Here is a 22,961-nt window from a genome sequence, read left to right on the forward strand (position 1 = left end):
GGCCACGGATCCAAAGACAAATGGAACGAGCGTCAAGAGGTGTTTGGTCCTCGGAAACACCCTTGCGACCCCGCTCAGCACTTCACCATGAAAGCACGGTCGGAACAGGCACCACCCGTCCAACCTGATTCCAGACCGGAAACAGGTCAAGTGGTCCCCCACTAGCCGCGAATCGCCAGGTCAGGCGACCTTTCCCGCAGGCTCCAGAATCGCCACGCACTCCACATGATGCGTCATCGGAAACAGATCGAACGCCCGCAGTGTCCGCACCCGGTACCCCCCGTCCCGGAAGTACGCCAGGTCGCGGGCCAGGGCCGCCGGGTCGCAGGCGACGTAGGCGATGCGGCGGGCGCCGAGGGAGGACAGGTGGGCGACCGTCTGGCGGCCGGCGCCCGCGCGGGGCGGGTCGAGGACGACGAGGTCGACCTCGGTGATCCCGGTGCGCGGCAGGACCGACTCGACCTTGCCCTGCTCGACGCGGACCCGGGGGAACCCCGCGAGGTTGTGGCGGGCGTCCTCCACCGCGCGCTTGCCGGACTCGATGCCGAGCACCGCGCCCTTCTCGCCGAGCCGGTCGGCGAGGGCGCCCGCGAACAGGCCGACGCCGCAGTAGAGGTCGAGGGCCATCTCGCCCTTGCGCGGGAGGAGGCCCTGCATGACCGCGGTGACCAGGGTGTCCGCCGCCTTCGGGTGGACCTGCCAGAAGCCGCCGCTGCCGACCCGGTGGGTACGCCCGTCGGCGCGCTCGCGCACGAAGCCGCGGCCGTGGACGCGGTGGATGCCGCCGTCGTTCTCGTCGACCCGCATGACGGAGACCGGCCGGTCGAGTTCGACGAGAGGGAGGCGGGCGCCGGGGCGGGGTTCCAGGATCACCATGCGGTCCTGGGAGCCGGTCGCGGCGATCGCGTCCACCGACACCATGCCCGACCAGTCGCGCTCCTCGATGCCCAGTTCGCTGACGCCCGGCGCCGCGATCATGCAGTGCTCGATCGGCTCCACGTCGTGCGAGCGGTGCCGGCGCAGACCGGCGTTGCCGTCCGCGTCGACCGCGTACTGCACGCGCGTGCGCCACTGCGGCACCTCGCCGGCGGGCAGCTTGTCGCCCTCGGCGGGCATCACCGTGCCGTCCCAGCCGACGTCCTCCGGCGTGAGACCGGCGAGCCGCTGCAGCTGCTCGGCGATCACCTCGCCCTTGAGCCGGCGCTGGGCGCCCGGCTTGGCGTGCTGCCAGTCGCAGCCGCCGCAGCGGCCGGGGCCGGCGTAGGGGCAGGGGGCCTCGACGCGGTCCTTGGAGGCGTCCACGATGTCGACGGCGTCGGCGCGCAGGAAGCGGGCCCCCTCCTCGCCCTCGGTCACCCGGGCCACCACCCGCTCGCCGGGCAGCGCGTGCCGGACGAACAGCACCTGGCCCTCGGCGGTCCTGGCGATGCAGTGCCCGCCGTGTGCGACCGGGCCCACCTCGACCTCGTACTCCGTCCCCACCAGAGATTTCTTCGGTTCTGCCTGCATGGCGGGGTGACTCCAGATCAGCGAGAGGGGGTACGGCCGCGCGCGGGCCGACGACAGCCCACCAGTCTACGTGCTCGGCGAAGGGGCCCGCCCCCGCTCGGGGCGGGCCGCCGGCTCATCCCCCGCTGTGCTCCTTCGGCCGGTGCTCGGCCGGACCGCGCCGGACCGCGCCCGGGGCGTTCCAGTCCTGCCGCTTGCGCGCCCGGTTCCTCGCGGCCTCAGAGGACGCCAGCTGGTAGGGCACCGAGGTCACCATGACGCCCGGGGTGAACAGCAGCCGGCCCTTGAGGCGCAGGGCGCTCTGGTTGTGCAGCAGGTGCTCGTACCAGTGGCCGACCACGTACTCGGGGATGATCACGGAGACCGCGTCCCGCGGGGACTTGGCGCGCAGGCCCTTGACGTACTCGATGATCGGCCGGGTGATCTCGCGGTAGGGCGAGTCGAGGACCTTCAGCGGTACGTCTATGCCGCGCCGTTCCCACTCCTCGCGCAGTGCCTTCGTCTCGGCCGGGTCGACGTTGACGGTGAGCGCCTCCAGGGTGTCCGAGCGCATCAGCTTGGCGTAGGCGAGGGCGCGCAGGGTGGGGCGGTGGATCTTGGAGATCAGGACGACCGAGTGCACGCGGGAGGGCCGGACCAGGTCGTCGTCGGGTTCCTGGGGGGCCGAGATCTCCTCGGAGACCCGGTCGTAGTGCTTTCGGATCGCGGTCATGGTCGCGTAGAAGATGCACATGCCGAGCAGCGCCACCCAGGCGCCGTGGGTGAACTTCGTGACCAGGACGACGACCAGCACCAGGCCGGTGAAGAAGGCGCCGAACGCGTTGATCGCGCGGGAGCGCGTCATGTGGCTGCGCTTGGCCGGGTCCTTCTCGGTCGCCAGGTGGCGGTTCCAGTGCCGGACCATGCCGGTCTGGCTGAGCGTGAAGGACACGAACACGCCGACGATGTACAGCTGGATCAGGCGGGTCGAGTCGGCGCCGTAGATGACCACCAGCAGGGCGGCGGCGCCGGCCAGGAGCACGATGCCGTTGGAGAAGGCCAGGCGGTCGCCGCGGGTGTGCAGCTGGCGGGGCAGGTAGCGGTCCTGGGCGAGGATCGAGCCGAGCAGCGGGAAGCCGTTGTAGGCCGTGTTCGCGGCCAGGAACAGGACCAGCGCGGTGGCGGCGGCGAGCACGATGAACAGGAAGCTGCCCTTGCCGAAGACGGCCTCGGCGACCTGGGAGATGACCGGGTTCTGGACGTATCCCGAGCCGACCCCGACGCCGTTGTGGATCAGGTCGGTGGCCGGGTTCTCGGCCATGCGGACCTTGGTGACCATGGCCAGCGCGATGATGCCGCAGAACATGGTGACGGCGAGCAGACCCATCATGGCCAGCGTGGTCGCCGCGTTCTTCGACTTCGGCTTGCGAAAGGCCGGGACGCCGTTGGAGATCGCCTCGACACCGGTGAGCGCGGCACATCCCGAGGAGAAGGCGCGCAGCAGGAGGAAGACGAGCGCGAAGCCCGCCAGTCCCTGGTGCTCGGCCCTGATGTGGAAGCCGGCGGTCGGCGCCCGCATGGTGTCCCCGAGGACCAGGCCCCGGAACGCACCCCACGCGATCATGATGAAGACACCGCCGACGAACACGTACGTCGGGATCGCGAAGAGTTTGCCGGACTCCTTCACCCCGCGCAGGTTCATCAGGGTCAGCAGCACGATCACGGTGACCGCGCAGAAGACCTTGTGCTCGACGACGAAGGGGATCGCCGAGCCGAGGTTCTCGATGCCGGAGGCGATGGAGACCGCGACGGTCAGCACGTAGTCGACGAGCAGGGCGCTTGCCACGGTGAGGCCGGCCTTGTTGCCGAGGTTGGTGGTGGCGACCTCGTAGTCGCCGCCGCCGCTCGGGTAGGCGTGCACGTTCTGCCGGTAGGAGGCGACCACGGTGAACATCAGCACGATGACCGCGAGCGCGATCCACGGGCTGAAGTGGTAGGCCGACACACCCGCGATGGACAGGACCAGCAGGACCTCCCCCGGCGCGTAGGCGACGGAGGACAGCGGGTCGGAGGCGAAGACGGGGAGTGCGATGCGCTTCGGCAGGAGCGTTTCGCCCAGCCGGTCACTGCGCAGAGCGCGCCCGATCAGGATCCGTTTGGGCACGTCGGTCAGTTTGGACACGAGAGAGCATCGTAGGCCTTCGACGTGGCAGGGCTCCAGCCGCATGGCGCGATCTGCCTCCCGAGTGAAAAAGGTGACGGCTGGAACTGCGGGTTCCGCGCCCTTCGCGTCATTCGTGCCTAGATGGCAGACCCCGCCTGTCATCGCACTTCGGAGGTCCCATGCCCGCGACCGCAGAACTGATCGGTGCCGCGGTGACCCTCCTCGGCCTCGGAATCCTCACCGCCTGCAGCGTGCGCAGCATCACTCGGCGATGAGCTTCGCCGAGGGGTGCCCGGCCGGGACGGTGCGTGTGTAGCTTGGGCCTCGGTCTGAGACCCTGATGGGGCTGAGCAGTAACTTTTGGACACCGGAAGGACGGTCGTGCACATCGTCATCATGGGCTGCGGCAGAGTGGGTTCCGCTCTAGCCCAGACCCTGGAGCAACAGGGGCACACGGTCGCCGTGATCGACCAGGACCCCACCGCCTTCCGCAGGCTGGGCCCGGGATTCGGCGGTCGCCGGGTCACCGGGGTCGGCTTCGACCAGGACACCCTGCGCGAAGCGGGCATCGAGGAGGCCGGCGCCTTCGCCGCCGTCTCCAGCGGTGACAACTCGAACATCATCTCGGCCCGGGTGGCCCGGGAGATGTTCGGCGTGGAGAACGTCGCGGCCCGTATCTACGACCCCCGGCGCGCCGAGGTCTACCAGCGCCTCGGCATCCCGACCGTCGCCACGGTCCGCTGGACCGCCGACCAGATGCTGCGCCGGCTGCTGCCCTCGGGCGCGGAGCCGCTGTGGCGCGACCCCACCGGCGGGGTGCAGCTCGCCGAGGTGCACGCCTCCCCGAAGTGGGTCGGCCACAAGATCAGCACACTGCAGGAGGAGACCGGTGTCCGGGTCGCGTTCCTGACCCGGCTCGGCGAGGCGATGGTGCCGACCTCGCAGACGGTGCTGCAGGAGGGCGACCTCGTGCACGTGATGATGCGCACGGACGACGTCGACAAGGTCGAGGCCGCCTTCGCCGGGGGTCCGGAAGAGGAGAGCGGTCACTGATGAGGGTCGCCATTGCCGGAGCCGGCGCCGTCGGCCGCTCGATCGCGGGCGAGCTGCTGGAGAACGGCCACGAGGTCCTGCTGATCGACAAGGCCCCGACCGCCATCTCGGTGGAGCGGGTCCCGCAGGCGGAGTGGCTGCTCGCCGACGCCTGCGAGATCACCTCCCTGGACGAGGCGGCGCTGCAGCGCTGCAACGTCGTGATCGCCGCGACGGGCGACGACAAGGTGAACCTGGTCGTCTCGCTCCTCGCGAAGACGGAGTACGGGGTTCCGCGCGTCGTCGCCCGGGTCAACAACCCGAAGAACGAGTGGCTCTTCAACGAGTCGTGGGGCGTGGACGTGGCCGTTTCGACGCCCCGCCTGATGTCCGCCCTGGTCGAGGAGGCGGTGAGCGTCGGCGACCTGGTCCGGCTGCTGCGCTTCAGCCACGGCGACGCCAACCTGGTGGAGCTGACGCTGCCCGAGGAGTCGGCCCTGGCCGGCACGCAGGTCGGGGACGTGGAGTGGCCCGAGGACACCTCGCTGGTCACGATCATCCGCGGCACCCGGGTCCTCACCCCCTCCCGCGAGGACTCCCTGGAGGCGGGCGACGAACTCCTCTTCGTCGCCGCCCAGGCCCGTGAGGAGCAGCTGGAGGACCTGCTGTCGGTACGGCGCGAAGAGGTCTGACACGGCGGTACGCACGAAGGGCGCCCTCCACCGCGGAGGGCGCCCTTCGTGCGTACCGACAGCCCGGTGCTACCTGCGGTGGCGTCCGCCGGAGGGCTCGCCGTTCTCCGCGGCCAGCGCGGCCTTGCGCTCCTCCTCGGCCTTCTCCTCCGCCTCCATCTCGGCGAAGACGTCGATCGGCGCCGGCGCCTTCGCCAGGAAGACCCAGGTGAGCCAGACCGCGAGCAGGAACGGCGGGATCTTCAACGCGACCAGCACCCAGCCGAGCTGGGCCGTGTTCGCCCACCAGTACAGCGGGAAGAGGATCGCGCACTTGGCGAGCAGGATCAGGCCCCAGGCCCAGCTGGCCTTGGCGTACGCCTTCTTGCGGCCGGGGTTGCGGGTGCGCCAGGAGAGGTTCTCCTTGAACACCGGTCCGAGGATCAGGCCGATCAGCGGCACCCCGCAGAGCGTGGTGATGATGTAGGCCAGTGCCAGGCCCAGCGTGTAGAGCATGCCGGGCAGGTAGAAGTCCTTGGCGTTGCCCGTCATCATCGCGAAGACGACACCGAAGGCGACGCCGAAGACGCCGCTGAAGGCGTGCTTGACGGTGTCCCTCATGGCCAGGCGGACCACGACCAGCACCACGGAGACCGCGAGGGCGGCGATCGCCGACCAGTGCAGGTCCTTGTTGATGGTGAAGATCGTGACGAACAGCAGGCCGGGCAGGACGGTCTCGACCATGCCGCGCACGCCGCCGAAGGCCTCGAACAGCGCGGCCTCGGTCACCGCTCGCGCGTCGTCCTTTGCCTGAGTTTCTTCGGTCGGCTTGTCGAGCGACGTCACCGGCTACTCCCTACCGAGGGGTCTCAGTTCGTACTTGGGGTTGAACAGCACCCGGCGGCCCCGGCTCAGCGAGATCCGGCCCGAAGCGATGAGCCTGCGCCCCGGTTCTATGCCCACGATGGAGCGCCGGCCGAGCCACACCACGTCCAGTGCCGCGGAGCCGTCGAACAGCTCGGCCTCCAGGGCCGGGACTCCGGCGCGCGGCCGCAGGGTGACCGTGCGCAAGGTACCAGTTACGGTGACGATCTGCCGGTCCTGGCAGTCGCCGATCCGGATACAGCCCGCCGTGTCGGCGGCCTCGCGCAGCTCCTCGGACTCCAGGTCCTCCTGCGACGAGGACAGCCGGCCCAGCATGCGCCGGAACCGGCCGGCCGGCTTTTCGGAACGAGGGACAGCACTCATGTCTGAAGCCTACCGGGGCTCACCGGCACCGCCGTAGTCCAGCTCACGTCCCGCCGCACTTCCGGGGCCGGCCGCCGGTCCGCCCCGCCGGCCGCGGCCGGTTCACCGCTCGAAGCGGTAGCCCATGCCCGGCTCGGTGATGAAGTGCTCCGGGTGCGAGGGGTCCGCCTCCAGTTTCCGGCGCAGCTGTGCCATGTAGACGCGCAGGTAGTTGGTCTCCGTCCCGTACGACGGTCCCCACACCTCCTGCAGCAGCTGCTTCTGGCTGACCAGCCGGCCGCTGTTGCGGACCAGCACCTCCAGCAGATGCCATTCCGTGGGGGTCAGCCGGACGTCCTTGCCCGCCCTGTTGACCTTCTTCGCGGCCAGGTCGACGGTGAACCCCGCGGTCTCCACCAGCACGTCGCCCTCACCGCCTCCGGCAGCCGGCTCGGCACGGCGGACGGCGGCCCGCAGCCGGGCCAGCAGCTCGTCCATGCCGAAGGGCTTGGTCACGTAGTCGTCCGCGCCCGCGTCGAGCGCCTCGACCTTCTCGTCGGAGGAGTGCCGGGCGGACAGCACCAGGATCGGCACCCGGGTCCAGCCGCGCAGCCCCTTGATCACCTCGACGCCGTCCATGTCGGGCAGGCCGAGGTCGAGGACGACCACGTCGGGGTGGCGGGAGGCGGCCAGTTCGAGGGCGGTACGGCCGTCGGGGGCCGCGTCGACGTCGTACTTGCGCGCCTTGAGGTTGATCACGAGGGCGCGCACGATCTGCGGCTCGTCGTCGACCACGAGCACACGGGTCATGAGGCCTGCCTTTCCGGTTCTGCCACGGCCTGTGCTGTCGCCTCCGCCGTGGGTTCTGCTGCTGCGGCGACCGATCCTGCCGCGCGGAGGGTGAGGACCATGGTGAGTCCGCCACCGGGCGTGTCCTCGGCGTCCAGGGTGCCGCCCATCGCCTCCGCGAAGCCCCGGGCGACCGCGAGCCCCAGGCCGACCCCGGCGCCGCGCGGGGCGTCGCCGCAGCGCTGGAAGGGCTCGAATATGCGTTCCTTGGCGTCGTCGGGCACGCCGGGCCCGCGGTCCACGATCCGCACCTCCACGCGGTCGGCGATGGCGCTGGCGGACACGACGACCACGTGGCCGGCCCGGTCGGCCGGGCTGTACTTCACGGCGTTCTCGACCAGGTTGGCCACCGACCGCTCCAGGAGCCCGGCGTCGGCCTCGACCATGGGCAGGGTCTCGGGGACGTCCAGTTCCACGCTGCCCTCCGGTACCCCGACCAGCGCCATCGGGACCACCTCGTCGAGGTCGGTCTCCCGGATGATCGGGGTGACGGTGCCGGTCTGCAGGCGGGACATGTCGAGCAGGTTGCCGACCAGGTGGTCGAGCCGGTCGGCGCCCTCCTCGATGCCCTCCAGCAGCTCCGCCCGGTCCTCCTCGGACCAGTCCACGTCCTCCGAGCGCAGCGAGGAGACCGCCGCCTTGATGCCGGCGAGCGGGGTCCGCAGGTCGTGGCTGACGGCTGCCAGCAGGGCCGTGCGGATCCGGTTGCCCTCGGCGAGCGCGCGGGCCCGTTCGGCCTCCTCCTGGAGCCGCCTGCGGTCCAGCACGACGGCCGCCTGCGCGGCGAAGGCGCCGAGCACCCGGCGGTTCTCGGCGGGCAGCACCCGGCCGGTGAGAGCGAGGGCCATGTGGTCGCCCACGGGCACGTCGACGTCGGCGTCCTCGGGCCGGGCCGGGGCCGGGCCGACGCCGGCCCGGCCCGCGCAGCTCCAGGGCTCGACGTCGCCCGCCCGTTCCAGGAGGGCGGCGGACTCCATGCCGAAGGTCTCCCGGACCCGTTCGAGCAGCTCCTCCAGTCCGGTCTCGCCGCGCAGCACGTTGCCGGCGAGCAGGGAGAGGATCTCGGACTCGGCGCGCAGCCGGGCCGCCTGGTGGGTGCGGCGGGCCGCGAGGTCCACGACCGAGGCGACGGACAGCGCGACCCCGAAGAAGACCACGATGGCCACGATGTTCTTCGGGTCGGCGACGGTCAGCCGGTGCAGGGGCGGGGTGTAGAAGTAGTTCAGCAGCAGGGACCCGAAGGCCGCCGAGGCCAGCGCCGGGAAGAGCCCGCCGAGCAGCGCCGCCGCGACCGTGAAGGTCAGGAAGAGCAGCATGTCGTTGGCGAGGCCGAGTTCGACGGTGTTCAGCAGCACCGCCATGGCGGCGGGGCCGACCAGGCCGACCAGCCAGCCCGCGATGATCCGGCCGCGCCCGAGCCGGGCGCCCCGGGCCACCGGCAGTCCCCGTCCCTTGGCGACCTCTTCGTGGGTGACGATGTGGACGTCCAGGTCGGGTCCCGACTCGCGGGCGACCGTGGCGCCGACGCCGGGCCCGAGCACGTACTGCCAGGCCTTGCGGCGGGAGGAGCCGAGCACGATCTGGGTGGCGTTGGCCCCGCGCGCGAAGTCCAGCAGGGCCGCCGGGATGTCCTCGCCGACGACCTGGTGGAAGGTGCCGCCGAGGTCCTCGACCAGGGTGCGCTGGACGGCGAGTTCCTTCGGGGACGCCGAGGTCAGGCCGTCGCTGCGGGAGATGTAGACGGCCAGGACCTCGCCGCCGGCGCCCTTCTCGGCGAGGCGTGCGGCCCGCCGGATCAGGGTGCGCCCCTCGGGGCCGCCGGTCAGCCCTACGACGATCCGCTCCCGGGAGCCCCAGATCGCGGAGACCCGGTGCTCGCTGCGGTACTGCTTGAGGTACTCGTCGGCCCGGTCGGCCACCCACAGCAGCGCGAGTTCGCGCAGGGCGGTCAGGTTGCCGGGCCGGAAGTAGTTGGACAGGGCCGCGTCGACCTTGTCGGACTTGTAGATGTTGCCGTGCGCCATGCGCCGGCGCAGCGCCTGGGGCGACATGTCGACCAGCTCGATCTGGTCCGCGCGCCGTACCACCTCGTCGGGCACGGTCTCACGCTGGCGCACGCCGGTGATGGACTCGACGACGTCGCCGAGGGACTCCAGGTGCTGGATGTTGACGGTGGAGACGACGTCGATGCCCGCGGCGAGCAGTTCCTCGACGTCCTGCCAGCGCTTGGCGTTGCGGGAGCCCGGGATGTTGGTGTGGGCGAGTTCGTCCACCAGGGCGACGGCGGGGGCGCGGCGCAGGACGGCGTCCACGTCCATCTCCGTGAAGGCGGCGTCCCGGTAGTCCAGCTCCTTGCGGGGAAGCTGTTCCAGGCCGTGCAGCATCACCTCGGTGCGCGGCCGGTTGTGATGCTCGACGTAGGCGACCACGCAGTCGGTGCCGCGCTCCACGCGCCGGTGGGCCTCGGAGAGCATGGCGTAGGTCTTGCCCACGCCCGGTGCCGCACCGAGATAGATCCGAAGCTTGCCGCGTGCCATGGTCCCATTGTCTTCCGCTTACCGCCGCCTACGCAGCGTCGACCTTACGGCCAACAATCGCGGCGAACGGGACGGGCGGGGCGACGGCGGGCATCTTTGACACAACCCTGATGTGCCCCGCGGGCCTCCCGGAGGGGGTCGCGGGGCACGCGGGGGCTCAGTTGGGGTTGTCGCCGTGGGTGAGGGTCTCCCAGGCCGTGAAGAGGTTGTTGGTGCCCGCGGGACGGTTGTTCTGGGTGAGGGTCTGGGTGTTGGTCATGGCGATGCCCAGCCGGTTGTGGAGGGCGTTGTAGCCGACCTCGGTGACGGGTCCGAGCCCGAGGTTCAGGGAGCCGCCGCAGAGCCAGCTCGGGGCGGCGGTGCCCAGCTGGTACTTGGACTGGAAGCCGAGTGCCTGCCGGAGCCGTTCGCCGACGTCCGTGCCGTACAGGTCCTGGCCCTGGATCCGGCTGGTCTCGGCGACGTGCGAGATCGAGGAGATGCCGTAGCCGGTGTGCGTGAAGTCCCGGCAGGTCTCCTGGGTGAGCCCGGTGACGAAGGTGGACTGGCCCTGCCAGTAGGAGACGATCTTGGCGGTGGTGTCGAGGTTCTGGCTGGGCACGGTCTTCGGCACCGATCCGTCGGAGGCCAGGTAGACGTAGGCGGCCGTGCGGGTGCGGAACCTGGCCATGGCCGAGTCGTACGACGCCTTGTCCTCCAGGAAGACGGAGATGCCGACGGCGGCCTCCGTCATCGTCAGCTCCCAGTTGCCGTTGGAGTTGGAGCCCTTGATCACGGTGGGCAGGTAGACGTTGCGCAGCATGGTGGCGAAGCGGCCCTCGTTGGCCCAGGTGCCGGTGTACGTGTACCTGATGAGCTCGGCGGCCTTGGGCCAGGAGGAGCCGGCCCAGCCGGTCTGCAGGGGCGCGTTGCTGTTGGTGTGACTGGTGATCGTGCCCGACCAGGCGTCCATGATCTGGATCGCCTTCTGGGCGTAGCGGGCGTCCTTGGTGATGTACCAGGCGAGGGCGTCGGTGTAGGCGGCGATCGCGTCCTCGCGCTCGTCGGTGCACCCGTAGTTGGGGTTCGAGTACGACCCGCACTCGACCGTCGCCCGGGGCGCCGGGGTCCGGTTCAGGTCGGCGTACTTGCTCGCCATCATCTGGTCGTAGGCCGACTTCCAGGGCTGGGCGCCGGCCAGCACCTCGGAGCGGGCGAAGTCCAGCTGGGCCTTGGAGACGGTGACTCCGGGGTGCACGAAGGTGCTGGGGGCCGAATGGGCGGCGGGGGCCGTGAAGGCTCCCAGGAGCAGGGCTCCGGCGGCCGCGAGCAGGGGGATGCGACGCACAGCGACTCCGTTCTACGTTCTCGTATGTGAACCTGGAGCGCCTCTGTGAACGAAGGCGTGCCGAGACCGTAGGTACGGACCAGACTTCCGTCAAGGTGTGAAGGAAGGGGCGGCCGTTCACACCCGCGAGTGCGGGCATGTGAAAGGGCCGCACCCGCAAGGGGTACGGCCCTCCGTCGCGCGCGGCGCCGTCAGCGGACCTCGGTGATCTCCGGTCCGCGCTGGAGCTGGCCCATGCCGCCGGAGAAGCGCGAGGACTCCTCCTGCTGGACGCCCTCGGGAACCATCTGGGCGTCGTTGGGCAGCTTCAGGACGATCGGGTCGCGGGGCGCCATCGGACCCTCGCCGCGGACCACCACGGTGTCCCGGAAGATCTGCTCGAGGAGCCCGGCGGCCTGCGGCTGCACCGCGCCCTGGCCGGAGATCACCCCGCGCAGGAACCAGCGCGGACCGTCCACGCCCACGAACCGGACGACCTGGTAGCCGCCCGTGCCGTCCGGCAGCTGCACCGGCACCTGGGCGCGCAGCTCCCAGCCCAGCGGACCCTCGACCTCGTCGACGATGCCGCCCTGCTGGGTGATGCCGGAGCCGATCTCCTCGCGCACCTCGCCCCAGATGCCCTCGCGCTTGGGAGCGGCGAAGGCCTGCAACTGCACGGCACTGTCCTTGAGCACCACGGTCGCGGCGACGATCGCGTCACCCGCGACCTCGACCCGCAGCTCCATGCCGTCGACGCCGGGCACGAACAGCCCGCCGAGGTCCACCCGGCCCTCGCCCGGCTCCCGCACCTCGGTGGCGTCCCACGGCCCGTCGGGCCGGGGCTCCGGCTCCAGGCGTACGCGCTCGCGCTCGCCCTCCACCTCGTCCGCCTCGGTGTCGACGCTGTCGACGACCTGCTCGGCCTCGCCGGCCGCGTCCTCGGCGGCACCCTTCTTGTTGCGACGTCCGAACACGTCACTGTCCTTCCCGGTCGGATACGACCGAAGCGTATCGATTCCCACCCGTCCGACCGCCCTCGGCGGCCTGACCGCTTGTGCCGCTCACGTCGTCCACCGCGGCATGCCCGCCGGTGGACCCGAAGCCCCCCTCGGCCCGCGCCGAATCGGGAAGCTCCGCCACCTCCTGGAAGCGGACCCTCTCGACCTGCTGGACGACCAGTTGGGCAATCCGGTCGAAGCGCTCGAACCGCACTGCCTCGCGCGGGTCGAGATTCACCACGATCACCTTGATCTCCCCACGGTACCCGGCATCAATCGTCCCCGGGGCATTCACGAGGGCCACGCCGCACCGGGCGGCCAGCCCCGAACGAGGGTGTACGAAGGCCGCGTACCCCTCCGGGAGGGCGATCGACACCCCCGTGGGCAGTACGGCCCGTTCACCGGGCTTCAGCTCGCACGCCTCGGTGGTCCGCAGATCGGCTCCCGCGTCCCCGGGGTGCTCGTACGCCGGAAGCGGTACGTCCGGGTCGACGCGGCGGATCAGGACGTCGAGCGGGCTCACGGTACGGACCGGGCCCGCGGGGTCCGGGGAGCTTGCGGGGTTCACGGGTTCACCTCGAAGGCGCGGCTGCGCCTGGTCCGGTCCGGGTCGTTCATGGCGGCCTTGATCTCTTCCTCGCGGCCGTGGTCGACGAAGTGCTCGACCGGCACCTCCACGAAGAGGGCCTCGGCACGGACCGCGACGGGTCCGTCCGGGCCGTCCAGGCGCCCGGTGGCGGTCGAGTAGATCTTCCGGCCGGCCACCGCGGCGACCTCGGCCGACACGTGCAGTGTGCTGCCCACCGGTACCGGTCGCACGAAGTCGGTCTCCAGCCGTCCGGTGACGGCGATCTTCCGCAGCAGCCAGTTCAGCGAGCCGAGCGTCTCGTCGAGGGCGCTGGCGAGCACACCGCCGTGCGCGAGGCCCGGGGCGCCCTGGTGGGCGGCGCGCACGGTGAACTCGGCGGTGAGGGACACCCCCTCGCCGGCCCGCACCTCCAGATGCAGCCCGTGCGCCTGCTCGTGACCGCATCCGAAACACTGTTCGTAGTGGGCGCCGATGAGCGCGCCGGGCGCGGGAGCGTCGGGGTGCCGTACCGGTTTCCGGGCACTGGCGGGAGGCTGAAGAGCTGCGGAACTACCACTCACAGGCGCAGACCTTACCCGCGCGTCCGATGAATCAGGACACCGTGCCAAGCTTGGCACCATGCAGCTCTCCGCCACCCCGTACGAAGAACGCCTCACGGCCCCCCGGTCGTGGTGGTTCCTCAGCTTCCTGATCGGCGTCTCGTGCGCCCTGGTCCTGCTGCCGTTCGGCACCCTGCCCACGCTCGGCGGTCTCGTGGGCGGCACGGCGGCGGCGGCCGTGGTGGCCAGTTCGTACGGTTCTCCCCGCATCCGCGTGGTGGGTGACTCGCTGATCGCGGGCGAGGCGAAGATCCCGGTGTCCGCGCTCGGGGAGTCGGAGATCCTGGACCCGGAGGAGGCGCGCGCCTGGCGCACGTACAAGGCCGACGTCCGCGCCTTCCTGCTGCTGCGCGCCTACATCCCGAGGGCCCTGCGCGTGGAGGTCACCGACCCCGCGGACCCGACGCCCTACCTGTACCTGTCGACGCGGGAGCCGGAGGCCCTGGCCGCGGCGATCGAGGCGGCCAGGAACGCCCAGGACAAGGCCGAGTAGACCCGGGCCGGCCCCGGAAGCCCCAGCGGGTACCGCGGGTCCCGGGAGCGGGCCGGCCGGTCCCGCCCGTCTCCCGGCCGCCGGCGGTCAGTCCCCGAAGTCCTCCGGCAGCTCGGCGATCGGCAGCGGCTGCGCCGGTTCCTCCAGCGGCGGCAGCTCCGGCAGCGCCGACCACGGCACCTGGATCTTTCTCAGGTCCGCCCGGATCCGCGCCGCGAGCTTCCTGGTGTCCCGCCGGTTCATGACCGCGCCCACCGCGGCGCCCACCATGAACGGCATCAGGTTGGGCAGGTCCCGCACCATCCGCTTCATGATCTGCTGGCGCAGTTCGCGCTTCATGTGCCCGCCGAGGGCGTTGTTGAGCGTCGACGGTTTCATCACGTCGATCCCGCGCTCCCCCGACCAGGAGGCCAGGTACGCGGTGCTGCGGTCCTTGAGGCCGCCCGGCGGCCTGACGCCGTAGACCTCGTGGAGCTCGGCGATCAGCTTCAGCTCGATCGCCGCCACCCCGGTGATCTCCGCGGCCAGCTCGGTCGGCATCGCCGGCGGCACCGGCAGCATCGCCGCGGCGCCGACCCCGGCCCCGACCGCGGAGGTCGCGGCCGCCGCGCCCGCCACCAGCTTGTCGGCGAGCTGCTCGGGCCCGAGGTCCGGGAACTGCCTGCGCAGCGCCGCGAGGTCGCGTACGGGGACACGAGGGGCGATCTCGATGATCCGGTCCGCGAGGTAGGCCAGCCCCGCTCTCGCCCGGCTGCCGCCCTTACGGACGCCTTCCCGGGCCAGATTCACGGCCTTGTCACGGATGCCCCCGGCCCGTCGCCATGCGACGGGCGCGGGCTGTTCCGCCGGCGCCGGGAGGTCACCCCGGTCGGCCGCCGGTTCGAGCGAGGCTCCCGGATCGGATGAGCCTCGCCCGTCGTCACGCGCGCGTGGGCCGTCGGACGGCCCCGAGTCCGCTCCCCGCAGGGGGAAACGGCGCTTCCGGGGTGGGGTCGAGCCAGTCATGCCCGACCCCTCCTCAGTCGCAGTCGCGGCAGATCGGCTGACCGTTCTTCTCCCGGGCCAGCTGGCTGCGGTGGTGCACCAGGAAGCAGCTCATGCAGGTGAACTCGTCCTGCTGCTTGGGCAGCACCCGGACGGCCAGCTCCTCGTTCGAGAGGTCCGCGCCGGGCAGCTCCAGGCCTTCGGCGGCCTCGAACTCGTCTACGTCCACCGAGGACGTGGACTTGTCGTTCCTCCGGGCCTTCAGCTCTTCAAGACTGTCCGAGTCGACGTCGTCGTCGGTCTTGCGTGGAGTGTCGTAATCGGTTGCCATGGTCGCTCTCCCCCTCTGGGTGTCTGCGGTGTCTCCAGCGCACGTAACGCGTGAGAGGCCGGACTTGTGCCCGACCTGAGGCGGAGATTTTGCCTCACATCAAGGTCTGTTACTCAATCGACACCCAACCGGATCCCTCGAGAGTGATCGGGTTGAATGGCGATGGGGACCGTACACGGTCCTCACGAGGCACCTCAAAGGCGCCTCACCCTGTACTTCCCGTGATCAAGACCCGTGAAAACAGGGATTTTACCGGCTTTATTCCCCTAGTCATGATCACGGAGAGTAGATGGCCGGAAATCCGCCCTTGTGATCGATCACACAGGGGGTACCACGGCACGCCGACTGAAAATTCCGCGCAAAGCGAACATCAGCCGCGAGTGTCGCGATCTTGTAACTGGTCAGATCGGCAGGGTGACCCGCATCACGAGACCTCCGCCCTCACGAGGCCGGGCCGCGATGTGCCCGCCGTGCGCCCGGGCCACGGACCGGACGATCGACAGACCGAGACCGACGCCCTTGTCGCTCCCCGTGCGCTCGGTACGGAGCCGCCGGAAGGGCTCGAACAGATTGTCGATCTCGTACGCCGGCACCACCGGACCCGTGTTCGACACGGACAGTACCGCCTGGCCGTGGTCGATCTCGGTGTCGACCTCGACCCAGCCGTCCTCGGCGACGTTGTAGCGCACCGCGTTCTGCACCAGGTTCAGCGCGATCCGCTCCAGCAGGACGCCGTTGCCCTGCACGACCGCCGGCTTGCGCGTGCCCCGGATGGTCACGCCCTTGGCCGCCGCCTCGGCGTGGACCTGGTCGACCGCCTGGGTGGCCACCTCGGCCAGGTCCACGGGTTTGCGCTCGACGATCTGGTTGTCGCTGCGGGCGAGCAGCAGCAGGCCCTCCACGAGCTGCTCGCTGCGTTCGTTGGTGGCCAGCAGGGTCTTGCCGAGCTGTTGCAGCTCCACGGGCGCGCCCGGGTCCGACAGATGCACTTCCAGGAGCGTGCGGTTGATCGCCAGCGGCGTGCGCAGCTCGTGGGAGGCGTTGCCGACGAAGCGCTGCTGGGCGGTGAAGGCCCGCTGCAGCCGCTCCAGCATGTCGTCGAAGGTGTCCGCGAGCTCCTTGAGCTCGTCGTCCGGGCCGTCCAGCTCGATCCGGCGGGAGAGGTCCGAGCCGGCCACCGCGCGGGCGGTGCGGGTGATCCGGCCGAGCGGGGACAGCACCCGCCCGGCCATCGCGTAACCGAACGCGAAGGCGATCACGGCCAGGCCCAGCAGGGCGAGCAGGGAACGGCTCAGCAGGTCGTCCAGGGCCGCCTGGCGCTGGTGGTCCACGCACCGGGCGATGGCGTTGTTGAAGTCCGGGACCGGCAGGCGGGCGGAACCGGCGATCGCCGAGCAGCTGTCGCTGGAGACGTTGACGTCCGTACCGCTGACGATCTTGAACAGCGGCTGGTTGCCGGTGCTGATCGCCTGCGCCGCGAGCAGGTAGATGATCGACAGCAGCAGGATGCCGGCGATCAGGAACATGCCGCCGTACAGCAGGGTGAGCCGTATCCGGATCGTCGGGCGCAGCCACGGGAAGACCGGCTGCGGTCTGCGGGGGTCCCAGGTGGGCTTGGGGGGTGCCTGCGCGGGTGCGGGGGTGGTCGCCACGGCCGTCAGATCCGGTAGCCCGAGCCGGGCACGGTGACGATCACCGCGGGCTCGCCCAGCTTGCGGCGCAGCGTCATCACGGTCACCCGCACGACGTTGGTGAAGGGGTCCGTGTTCTCGTCCCAGGCCTTCTCCAGGAGCTGCTCGGCGGAGACCACCGCACCCTCGCTGCGCATCAGGACCTCCAGGACCGCGAACTCCTTGGGCGCGAGCTGGACCTCCTTGCCGTCACGGAAGACCTCGCGGCGGTTCGGGTCGAGCTTGATGCCGGCGCGTTCGAGGACGGGGGGCAGCGGGACGCTGGTACGCCGGCCCAGGGCACGCACGCGTGCGATCAGCTCGCTGAACGCGAAGGGCTTGGGCAGGTAGTCGTCGGCGCCGATCTCCAGGCCCTCCACTCGGTCGCTGACGTCACCGGACGCGGTGAGCATCAGCACGCGCGTGGGCATGCCCAGCTCGACGATCCTGCGGCAGACGTCGTCGCCGTGCACGAGGGGGAGATCACGGTCGAGGACGACCACGTCGTAGTCGTTGACGCCGATACGCTCCAGGGCCGCCGCACCGTCGTACACGACGTCGACGGCCATGGCCTCCCGGCGCAGTCCGGTGGCCACCGCATCGGCGAGCAGTTGCTCGTCCTCGACGACGAGTACGCGCACGTCGCTTGTCCTTCCTCTGTCCACCCGCGTAGCGCGCACCGGCGCACGCGGGCAGTGATCTCCGTGGGGTGTGTGACCTCCATCCTGCCCTTTTCGGCCATAAGTCGGCAGTAAGGCAGGGGTGGTGACGGCAGGATCCGCGGGGCGGGGCGGGAATGCGGGATTTTCTCCTGCGGTTGAGGTTTCCACCGAAGGGCGCGAGGGGAGGACGGCATGTACACCCCGCGATCACGCTCTGCATGTGCCGCAGCACCATGCGGTACGTACATCGCCGCTACAGCAGAGTGGACGATGGGGGTGTCCGGCACCGTCGCCGCCCAGCACGGCAGCGCTGGGCACCCGCGTGAGACGTGATCGCCCCTTCAACGGCACACCCCCGTGCCACCGACCCACGACCCAGGACGAGGGGGCGCAGCATGGACGCATTCACCACAGGACTTCTGCAGCGCATAAAGGCGACCGAGTCCGACATCACCCGGGCTCGTGACGAGGGCGACGACTTCCTTGTCGAGGTGGAGCAGGCCGAGCTCGACGACCTGCACCGCCTCGCCGCCGAACATGGCGTGGAAGTCGCCGTGACCAGCGTCTGACAGTCCCGCACAGCAGCTCACGGCACGGGAGCAGGGCCCCGGCGAATCCAGCGCCGGGGCCCTGCTCATGCCTTGGCCCCTACCCGGGCCGTCCGTGTTCGACTCCCCGTACCGGAAGAAAACCGGTGTCCGACCGGCCGCACCGTCGGGACTCAGTCGTGCCAGGCTCCGAAGTCCTCCAGGAGCCGCTGGAGGGGTTCGAAGACGCCCGGGGTGGCCGCGACCGTCAGGTCACGGGACGGACGCTCTCCGGGCCGGCCGCCGGTGAGCGCGCCGGCCTCCCGGGCGACCAGGTCGCCCGCGCCCCAGTCCCACGCGTTCAGCCCGCGCTCGTAGTACCCGTCCAGCCGGCCGCAGGCCACGTCGCACAGGTCGATCGCCGCCGACCCGCTCCGGCGTACGTCGCGGAGCAGCGGGATCAGCCGGGCGGCGACCTCGGCCTGGTGGACGCGGACCTCCGTCACGTAGTTGAAGCCGGTCGACACCAGCGCCTGGTCCAGCGGCGGCGCGGGCCGGCAGCGCAGCTCACGCTCGCCCTCCCACGCCCCGGTCGCCCAGGCCCCACCGCCGCGTACCGCGTGGTACGTCTCGCCGCGCATGGGTGCCGCCACGACCCCGGCCACGGTCTCGCCGTCCTGCTCCGCCGCGATGGACACCGCCCAGGTCGGCAGCCCGTACAGATAGTTGACCGTGCCGTCGAGCGGGTCGATCACCCAGCGGATCCCGCTCGTGCCCTCGGTCGAGGCGCCCTCCTCGCCGAGGAAGCCGTCGTCCGGGCGGTGTCCGGAGATCAGGTCGGTGATCAGCTTCTCCGCCGCGATGTCCATCTCGGTCACGACGTCGATCGGGCTGGACTTGGTCCGGGCCACGGCCAGGTCGGCGGGCCGGCCGTCCCGCAGCAGCTCGCCCGCGCGGGCGGCGGCCTCCCGGGCCAGCCGGAGCAGTTCGGTGTGCAGGGCGTCGGTCACGGGGCTCCTCACGCGTACGGGCTGTCGGCGCCGGCCGCGGCCGGACGGGGGGCGCGCGCCGGGCAGCAGCCCACCGGGCACAGGTTGTGACTCGCGCCCAGTGCGCCCAGCGCGCACGGCGTGACCTCGCGCCCGCTCTCCACGCCCGCGCGCTCCAGGACCAGGTCGCGGATCGCGGCGGCGAACCGCGGGTCGGCCCCGACGGTCGCGGACCGCCGCACCGGCAGGCCCAGTTCGGCGGCCTTGGCCGTGGCCTCCGTGTCGAGGTCGTAGAGGACCTCCATGTGGTCGGAGACGAAGCCGATGGGGGCCATGACGACGGCCGGCACCCCGGCGCCGTGCAGCGCCTCCAGGTGGTCGCAGATGTCGGGCTCCAGCCACGGGGTCCCGGGGGCGCCGGAGCGGGACTGGTAGACGAGCCGCCAGGGGTGGTCCACGCCGGTGCGCTCGCGGACCGCGTCGGCGATCAGCTCGGCCACCTCCAGGTGCTCCTCGACGTACGCGCCGCCCTCCCCGTGGGCCTCGACCGGCCCCGAGGTGTCGGCGCTCGCGGTCGGGACGGAGTGCGTGGTGAAGGCGATGTGGGCGCCGGCCCGGACGTCCTCGGGGAGGTCGGCGAGGGACCGGAGCACCCCGTCGATCATGGGGTCCACGAAACCGGGGTGGTTGAAGTAGTGCCGCAGTTTGTCGACCTTCGGCGGTTCGATTCCCTCCGCGGCCAGCTCCGCCACCGAGTCGGCGAGGTTCTCGCGGTATTGGCGGCAGCCGGAGTACGAGGCGTAGGCGCTGGTGGCGAGCACCAGGACACGGCGGCGGCCGTCGGCGGCCATCTCGCGCAGGGTGTCCGTCAGGTACGGCGCCCAGTTGCGGTTGCCCCAGTAGATCGGCAGGTCCAGGCCGTGCTCGGCGAAGTCCTTGCGCAGGGCGTCCAGCAGGGCGCGGTTCTGGTCGTTGATCGGGCTGACCCCGCCGAACAGGAAGTAGTGCTGTCCGACCTCTTTGAGACGTTCCTTCGGGATACCGCGCCCACGCGTCACGTTCTCCAGGAACGGAACCACGTCGTCCGGGCCTTCCGGGCCGCCGAAGGAGAGCAGGAGCAGGGCGTCGTAGGGGGTGGCATCGAGCGCGTCTGACATGGGGCGATCCTGCCACCCGGCACTGACGGCCCGGAAACAGGCGCGTGAAGAGTCGGATTCGGGAGGTTTATCCCCAGTGCCGGCAGGGTGCTTCGACGCCCCCTTGCTCGTAAGCTGTACAGACCGCGAACACGCCTTACCACCCCCGTCGGAGACCCACGTGCCCAGCCCCTACCGCGCCCTCTTCGCCCTTCCCGGCACCAAGGGCTTCTCCGCCGCGGGCTTCGTCGGCCGGATGCCGCTGTCCATGATGGGCATCGGCGTGGTCACGATGATCTCCCAGATCAGCGGCCGGTACGGGCTGGCCGGCGCGCTCTCGGCCACCATCGCGCTGTCCGCCGCCGCGGTCGGGCCGCAGGTGTCCCGGCTGGTCGACCTGTACGGGCAGCGCCGCGTGCTGCGGCCGGCGACACTGCTCGCGCTGGTGGCGGCGGCCGGACTGCTCCTGGCCGCGCACTACGGGTGGCCGGACTGGATGCTGTTCGTCTGCGCCGCCGGGATCGGCGCGGTGCCGAGCCTGGGCGCGATGATCCGGGCCCGCTGGGCCGCCCTGTACGGGGGGACCCCGCAGCTGCACACCGCCTACTCGTTCGAGTCCGTCGTCGACGAGGTCTGCTTCATCTTCGGACCGATCATCTCCATCGGCCTGTCCACGGTGTGGTTCCCGGAGGCGGGACCGCTGCTGGCCGCCTGCTTCCTGGCCGCCGGCGTCCTCTGGCTGACCTCCCAGCGCGCCACGGAACCCGCGCCGCACCCGCGCGAGCACGACACCCGCGGCTCCGCGCTGCGCGCACCCGGCCTGCAGGTCCTGGTGGCGACCTTCGTGGCCACCGGAGCGATCTTCGGGGCGGTCGACGTGGTGACCGTCGCCTTCGCCGACGAACGCGGCCACAAGGGCGCCGCGAGCGTGGTCCTGGCGCTGTACGCGGCGGGCTCCTGCCTGGCCGGGGCCGTGTTCGGCCTGTTGCGGTTCGCGGGGAAGCCGGAACGCAGGTGGCTGCTGGGCATATGTGCGATGGCCGTGAGTATGATCCCCCTCCTACTGGTCGGAAACTTGCCGCTTCTGGCCGTGGCGCTGTTCGTTGCGGGCCTGTCCATCGCACCGACGATGATCACGACGATGTCCCTCATCGAAAAGCACGTACCTCGCGCGAAGCTCACCGAGGGCATGACCTGGGTGAGCACCGGCCTCGCGGTCGGCGTGGCGCTCGGCTCCTCGGTCGCCGGCTGGGTGATCGACGCTGCCGGGGCCCGCGCCGGGTACGGGGTTCCGGCCGTGTCCGGGGCCGTCGCGGTCGCGGTCGGTTTCCTCGGGTACCGCCGGCTCAACAGGCCGGTCACGCGTCGGGGAGGCACCGTTGAGCAGTACAGCGAGCGGGAAGAGCGGCACGTGGCGTAACTGGGGCGGAACCGTCACGGTCAGTCCCGCGCGGGAGGTCACCCCCGCCTCCGTGGACGAGCTGGCGGCGGCGGTACGGCAGGCGGCCGAGGACGGCCTGCGGGTGAAGCCGGTCGGCAGCGGCCACTCCTTCACCTCGATCGCCGCGACCGACGGCCTCTCGATCCGCCCTCAGCTGCTGACCGGGATCCGCGCGATCGACCGCACGGCCATGACCGTCACGGTCGAGGCCGGCACCCCCCTCAAGAGGCTCAACATGGCACTGGCCCGCGAGGGCCTGTCGCTCACCAACATGGGCGACATCATGGAGCAGACGGTCTCCGGGGCCACCAGCACCGGCACCCACGGCACGGGGCGTTCGTCCGGCTCGCTCGCGGCCCAGATCAGGGCGCTCGAACTGGTCACCGCCGACGGCTCGGTGCTCACCTGCTCCGCGGACGGCACGGAGGAGGAACGGGCCGTCTTCGCGGCCGCGCGGATCGGCCTCGGCGCGCTCGGGGTCGTCACCGCGATCACCTTCGCCGTGGAGCCGCTCTTCCTGCTCAGCGCGCGCGAGGAACCGATGCCCCTGGACCGGGTCCTCGCCGAGTTCGACCAGCTCTGGTCCGAGAACGAGCACTTCGAGTTCTACTGGTTCCCGCACACCGGCAGCACCAACACCAAGCGCAACAACCGCAGCGCCGGCCCGCCGCAGCCGGTGAGCCGGCTGGCCGGCTGGTTCGAGGACGAGTTCCTCTCCAACGGCCTCTTCCAGGGGGTGCAGTTGCTCGGCCGGGCGGTGCCCGCCGTCGTCCCGACGGTCGCCCGTGTCTCCAGCAGGGCGCTCTCCGCACGGACGTACACCGACATCCCCTACAAGGTCTTCACCTCGCCGCGCCGGGTGCGCTTCGTGGAGATGGAGTACGCGGTGCCGCGCGAGGCCCTGGTGGACACGGTGCGGGAACTGCGGGCGATGGTCGACCGCTCCGGTCTCAGGATCAACTTCCCGGTCGAGGTCCGCACCGCCCCGGCCGACGACATCGCCCTGTCCACCGCCTCCGGCCGGGACAGCGCGTACGTCGCGGTCCACATGTACCGGGGCACCCCGTACCAGGCGTACTTCACCGCCGCCGAGCGCATCTTCACCGCGCACGAGGGGCGCCCGCACTGGGGCAAGGTGCACACCAGGGACGCGGAGTACTTCGCGAAGGCCTACCCGCGATTCGGCGAGTTCACCGCGTTGCGGGATCGGCTCGACCCGGAACGGCTGTTCCAGAACGACTACTTGCGGAGGGTTCTGGGTCAGTAGC

22 protein-coding genes are annotated in these 22,961 nt (G+C 71.0%); 6 read left to right on the plus strand and 16 right to left on the minus strand.

Annotation, left to right across the window (positions count from 1 at the left end; all coding sequences use genetic code 11):
• Nucleotides 1-180: 180 nt before the first annotated feature.
• Nucleotides 181-1,509 (minus strand): class I SAM-dependent RNA methyltransferase, encoded by a 1,329-nt coding sequence (locus tag ACFY3I_RS04650; RefSeq protein WP_390859302.1) that lies wholly within the window; start codon nt 1,507-1,509, stop codon nt 181-183.
• Between the two features lie 115 nt (nt 1,510-1,624).
• Complete coding sequence (locus tag ACFY3I_RS04655; RefSeq protein ID WP_365288741.1) at nt 1,625-3,670, minus strand: APC family permease; 2,046 nt, start codon at nt 3,668-3,670, stop codon at nt 1,625-1,627.
• 363 nt (nt 3,671-4,033) lie between these two features.
• On the opposite strand from ACFY3I_RS04655, the gene ACFY3I_RS04660 reads away from it, so the two are divergent.
• Together ACFY3I_RS04660 and ACFY3I_RS04665 are read left to right on the plus strand one after the other, a co-directional pair.
• Complete coding sequence (locus ACFY3I_RS04660) at nt 4,034-4,705, plus strand: TrkA family potassium uptake protein (RefSeq protein WP_365288740.1); 672 nt, start codon at nt 4,034-4,036, stop codon at nt 4,703-4,705.
• Nucleotides 4,705-5,376 (plus strand): TrkA family potassium uptake protein, encoded by a 672-nt coding sequence (locus ACFY3I_RS04665; RefSeq protein ID WP_365288739.1) that lies wholly within the window; start codon nt 4,705-4,707, stop codon nt 5,374-5,376. Before ACFY3I_RS04660 ends, ACFY3I_RS04665 begins: the two co-directional genes overlap by 1 nt.
• A gap of 69 nt (nt 5,377-5,445) precedes the next feature.
• Here ACFY3I_RS04665 and ACFY3I_RS04670 read toward each other — a convergent pair whose 3' ends face one another.
• From ACFY3I_RS04670 to ACFY3I_RS04705, 8 genes are all read right to left on the minus strand, one after another.
• A complete protein-coding gene (locus ACFY3I_RS04670) occupies nt 5,446-6,201 on the minus strand; it encodes a DUF3159 domain-containing protein (protein WP_365288738.1) in 756 nt (251 codons plus the stop codon).
• A 3-nt stretch (nt 6,202-6,204) separates the two neighbouring features.
• A complete protein-coding gene (locus ACFY3I_RS04675) occupies nt 6,205-6,603 on the minus strand; it encodes an OB-fold nucleic acid binding domain-containing protein (RefSeq protein WP_365288737.1) in 399 nt (132 codons plus the stop codon).
• A 102-nt stretch (nt 6,604-6,705) separates the two neighbouring features.
• A complete protein-coding gene (locus tag ACFY3I_RS04680) occupies nt 6,706-7,392 on the minus strand; it encodes a response regulator (protein WP_390859303.1) in 687 nt (228 codons plus the stop codon).
• Nucleotides 7,389-9,968 (minus strand): ATP-binding protein, encoded by a 2,580-nt coding sequence (locus ACFY3I_RS04685; RefSeq protein WP_390859304.1) that lies wholly within the window; start codon nt 9,966-9,968, stop codon nt 7,389-7,391. Before ACFY3I_RS04685 ends, ACFY3I_RS04680 begins: the two co-directional genes overlap by 4 nt.
• 157 nt (nt 9,969-10,125) lie before the next feature.
• Nucleotides 10,126-11,295: an alginate lyase family protein gene (locus ACFY3I_RS04690; RefSeq protein ID WP_390859305.1), complete on the minus strand. Its 1,170-nt coding sequence runs from the start codon at nt 11,293-11,295 to the stop codon at nt 10,126-10,128.
• Between the two features lie 191 nt (nt 11,296-11,486).
• On the minus strand, nt 11,487-12,248 hold the full coding sequence (locus tag ACFY3I_RS04695; protein WP_365288733.1) for a DUF3710 domain-containing protein: 762 nt from the start codon (nt 12,246-12,248) through the stop codon (nt 11,487-11,489).
• A 1-nt stretch (nt 12,249) separates the two neighbouring features.
• Nucleotides 12,250-12,795: a dUTP diphosphatase gene (gene dut, locus ACFY3I_RS04700; protein ID WP_365288805.1), complete on the minus strand. Its 546-nt coding sequence runs from the start codon at nt 12,793-12,795 to the stop codon at nt 12,250-12,252.
• A 41-nt stretch (nt 12,796-12,836) separates the two neighbouring features.
• On the minus strand, nt 12,837-13,421 hold the full coding sequence (locus ACFY3I_RS04705) for a PaaI family thioesterase (protein WP_365288732.1): 585 nt from the start codon (nt 13,419-13,421) through the stop codon (nt 12,837-12,839).
• A gap of 58 nt (nt 13,422-13,479) precedes the next feature.
• Here ACFY3I_RS04705 and ACFY3I_RS04710 point away from each other — a divergent pair, with 58 nt between their 5' ends.
• Nucleotides 13,480-13,953, plus strand: a complete 474-nt coding sequence (locus tag ACFY3I_RS04710; RefSeq protein ID WP_365288731.1) for a DUF3093 domain-containing protein — start codon at nt 13,480-13,482, stop codon at nt 13,951-13,953.
• Between the two features lie 87 nt (nt 13,954-14,040).
• Here the strand turns inward: ACFY3I_RS04710 and ACFY3I_RS04715 are convergent, their stop codons facing one another.
• The 4 genes from ACFY3I_RS04715 to ACFY3I_RS04730 all read right to left on the minus strand — a co-directional run bounded on the left by ACFY3I_RS04715 (nt 14,041) and on the right by ACFY3I_RS04730 (nt 17,579).
• Entirely contained in the window at nt 14,041-14,958 is a 918-nt protein-coding gene (locus ACFY3I_RS04715; RefSeq protein WP_390859306.1) for a hypothetical protein, read from the minus strand.
• A gap of 13 nt (nt 14,959-14,971) precedes the next feature.
• Nucleotides 14,972-15,268: a DUF4193 domain-containing protein gene (locus tag ACFY3I_RS04720; protein WP_003997302.1), complete on the minus strand. Its 297-nt coding sequence runs from the start codon at nt 15,266-15,268 to the stop codon at nt 14,972-14,974.
• Between the two features lie 401 nt (nt 15,269-15,669).
• Nucleotides 15,670-16,920 (minus strand): sensor histidine kinase, encoded by a 1,251-nt coding sequence (locus ACFY3I_RS04725; protein ID WP_390859307.1) that lies wholly within the window; start codon nt 16,918-16,920, stop codon nt 15,670-15,672.
• A 5-nt stretch (nt 16,921-16,925) separates the two neighbouring features.
• On the minus strand, nt 16,926-17,579 hold the full coding sequence (locus ACFY3I_RS04730; RefSeq protein ID WP_351728548.1) for a response regulator transcription factor: 654 nt from the start codon (nt 17,577-17,579) through the stop codon (nt 16,926-16,928).
• 416 nt (nt 17,580-17,995) lie between these two features.
• Between ACFY3I_RS04730 and ACFY3I_RS04735 the strand changes: the two genes are divergently transcribed.
• Entirely contained in the window at nt 17,996-18,169 is a 174-nt protein-coding gene (locus tag ACFY3I_RS04735; protein WP_365288728.1) for a hypothetical protein, read from the plus strand.
• A 152-nt stretch (nt 18,170-18,321) separates the two neighbouring features.
• Here the strand turns inward: ACFY3I_RS04735 and ACFY3I_RS04740 are convergent, their stop codons facing one another.
• Nucleotides 18,322-19,137 carry an inositol monophosphatase family protein gene (locus ACFY3I_RS04740; RefSeq protein WP_390859308.1) on the minus strand — a complete coding sequence of 272 codons (816 nt, stop codon included), beginning with the start codon at nt 19,135-19,137 and terminating at the stop codon, nt 18,322-18,324.
• An 8-nt stretch (nt 19,138-19,145) separates the two neighbouring features.
• Nucleotides 19,146-20,273, minus strand: a complete 1,128-nt coding sequence (locus tag ACFY3I_RS04745; protein ID WP_390859309.1) for a ferrochelatase — start codon at nt 20,271-20,273, stop codon at nt 19,146-19,148.
• A gap of 160 nt (nt 20,274-20,433) precedes the next feature.
• Between ACFY3I_RS04745 and ACFY3I_RS04750 the strand changes: the two genes are divergently transcribed.
• Together ACFY3I_RS04750 and ACFY3I_RS04755 are read left to right on the plus strand one after the other, a co-directional pair.
• A complete protein-coding gene (locus ACFY3I_RS04750; protein WP_390859310.1) occupies nt 20,434-21,672 on the plus strand; it encodes an MFS transporter in 1,239 nt (412 codons plus the stop codon).
• Complete coding sequence (locus ACFY3I_RS04755; RefSeq protein ID WP_390859311.1) at nt 21,632-22,960, plus strand: D-arabinono-1,4-lactone oxidase; 1,329 nt, start codon at nt 21,632-21,634, stop codon at nt 22,958-22,960. Before ACFY3I_RS04750 ends, ACFY3I_RS04755 begins: the two co-directional genes overlap by 41 nt.
• Nucleotide 22,961: the final 1 nt, after the last annotated feature.

Origin of the sequence: Streptomyces sp. NPDC001068, from assembly GCF_042897315.1 — a bacterium.
Lineage (GTDB): Bacteria > Actinomycetota > Actinomycetes > Streptomycetales > Streptomycetaceae > Streptomyces.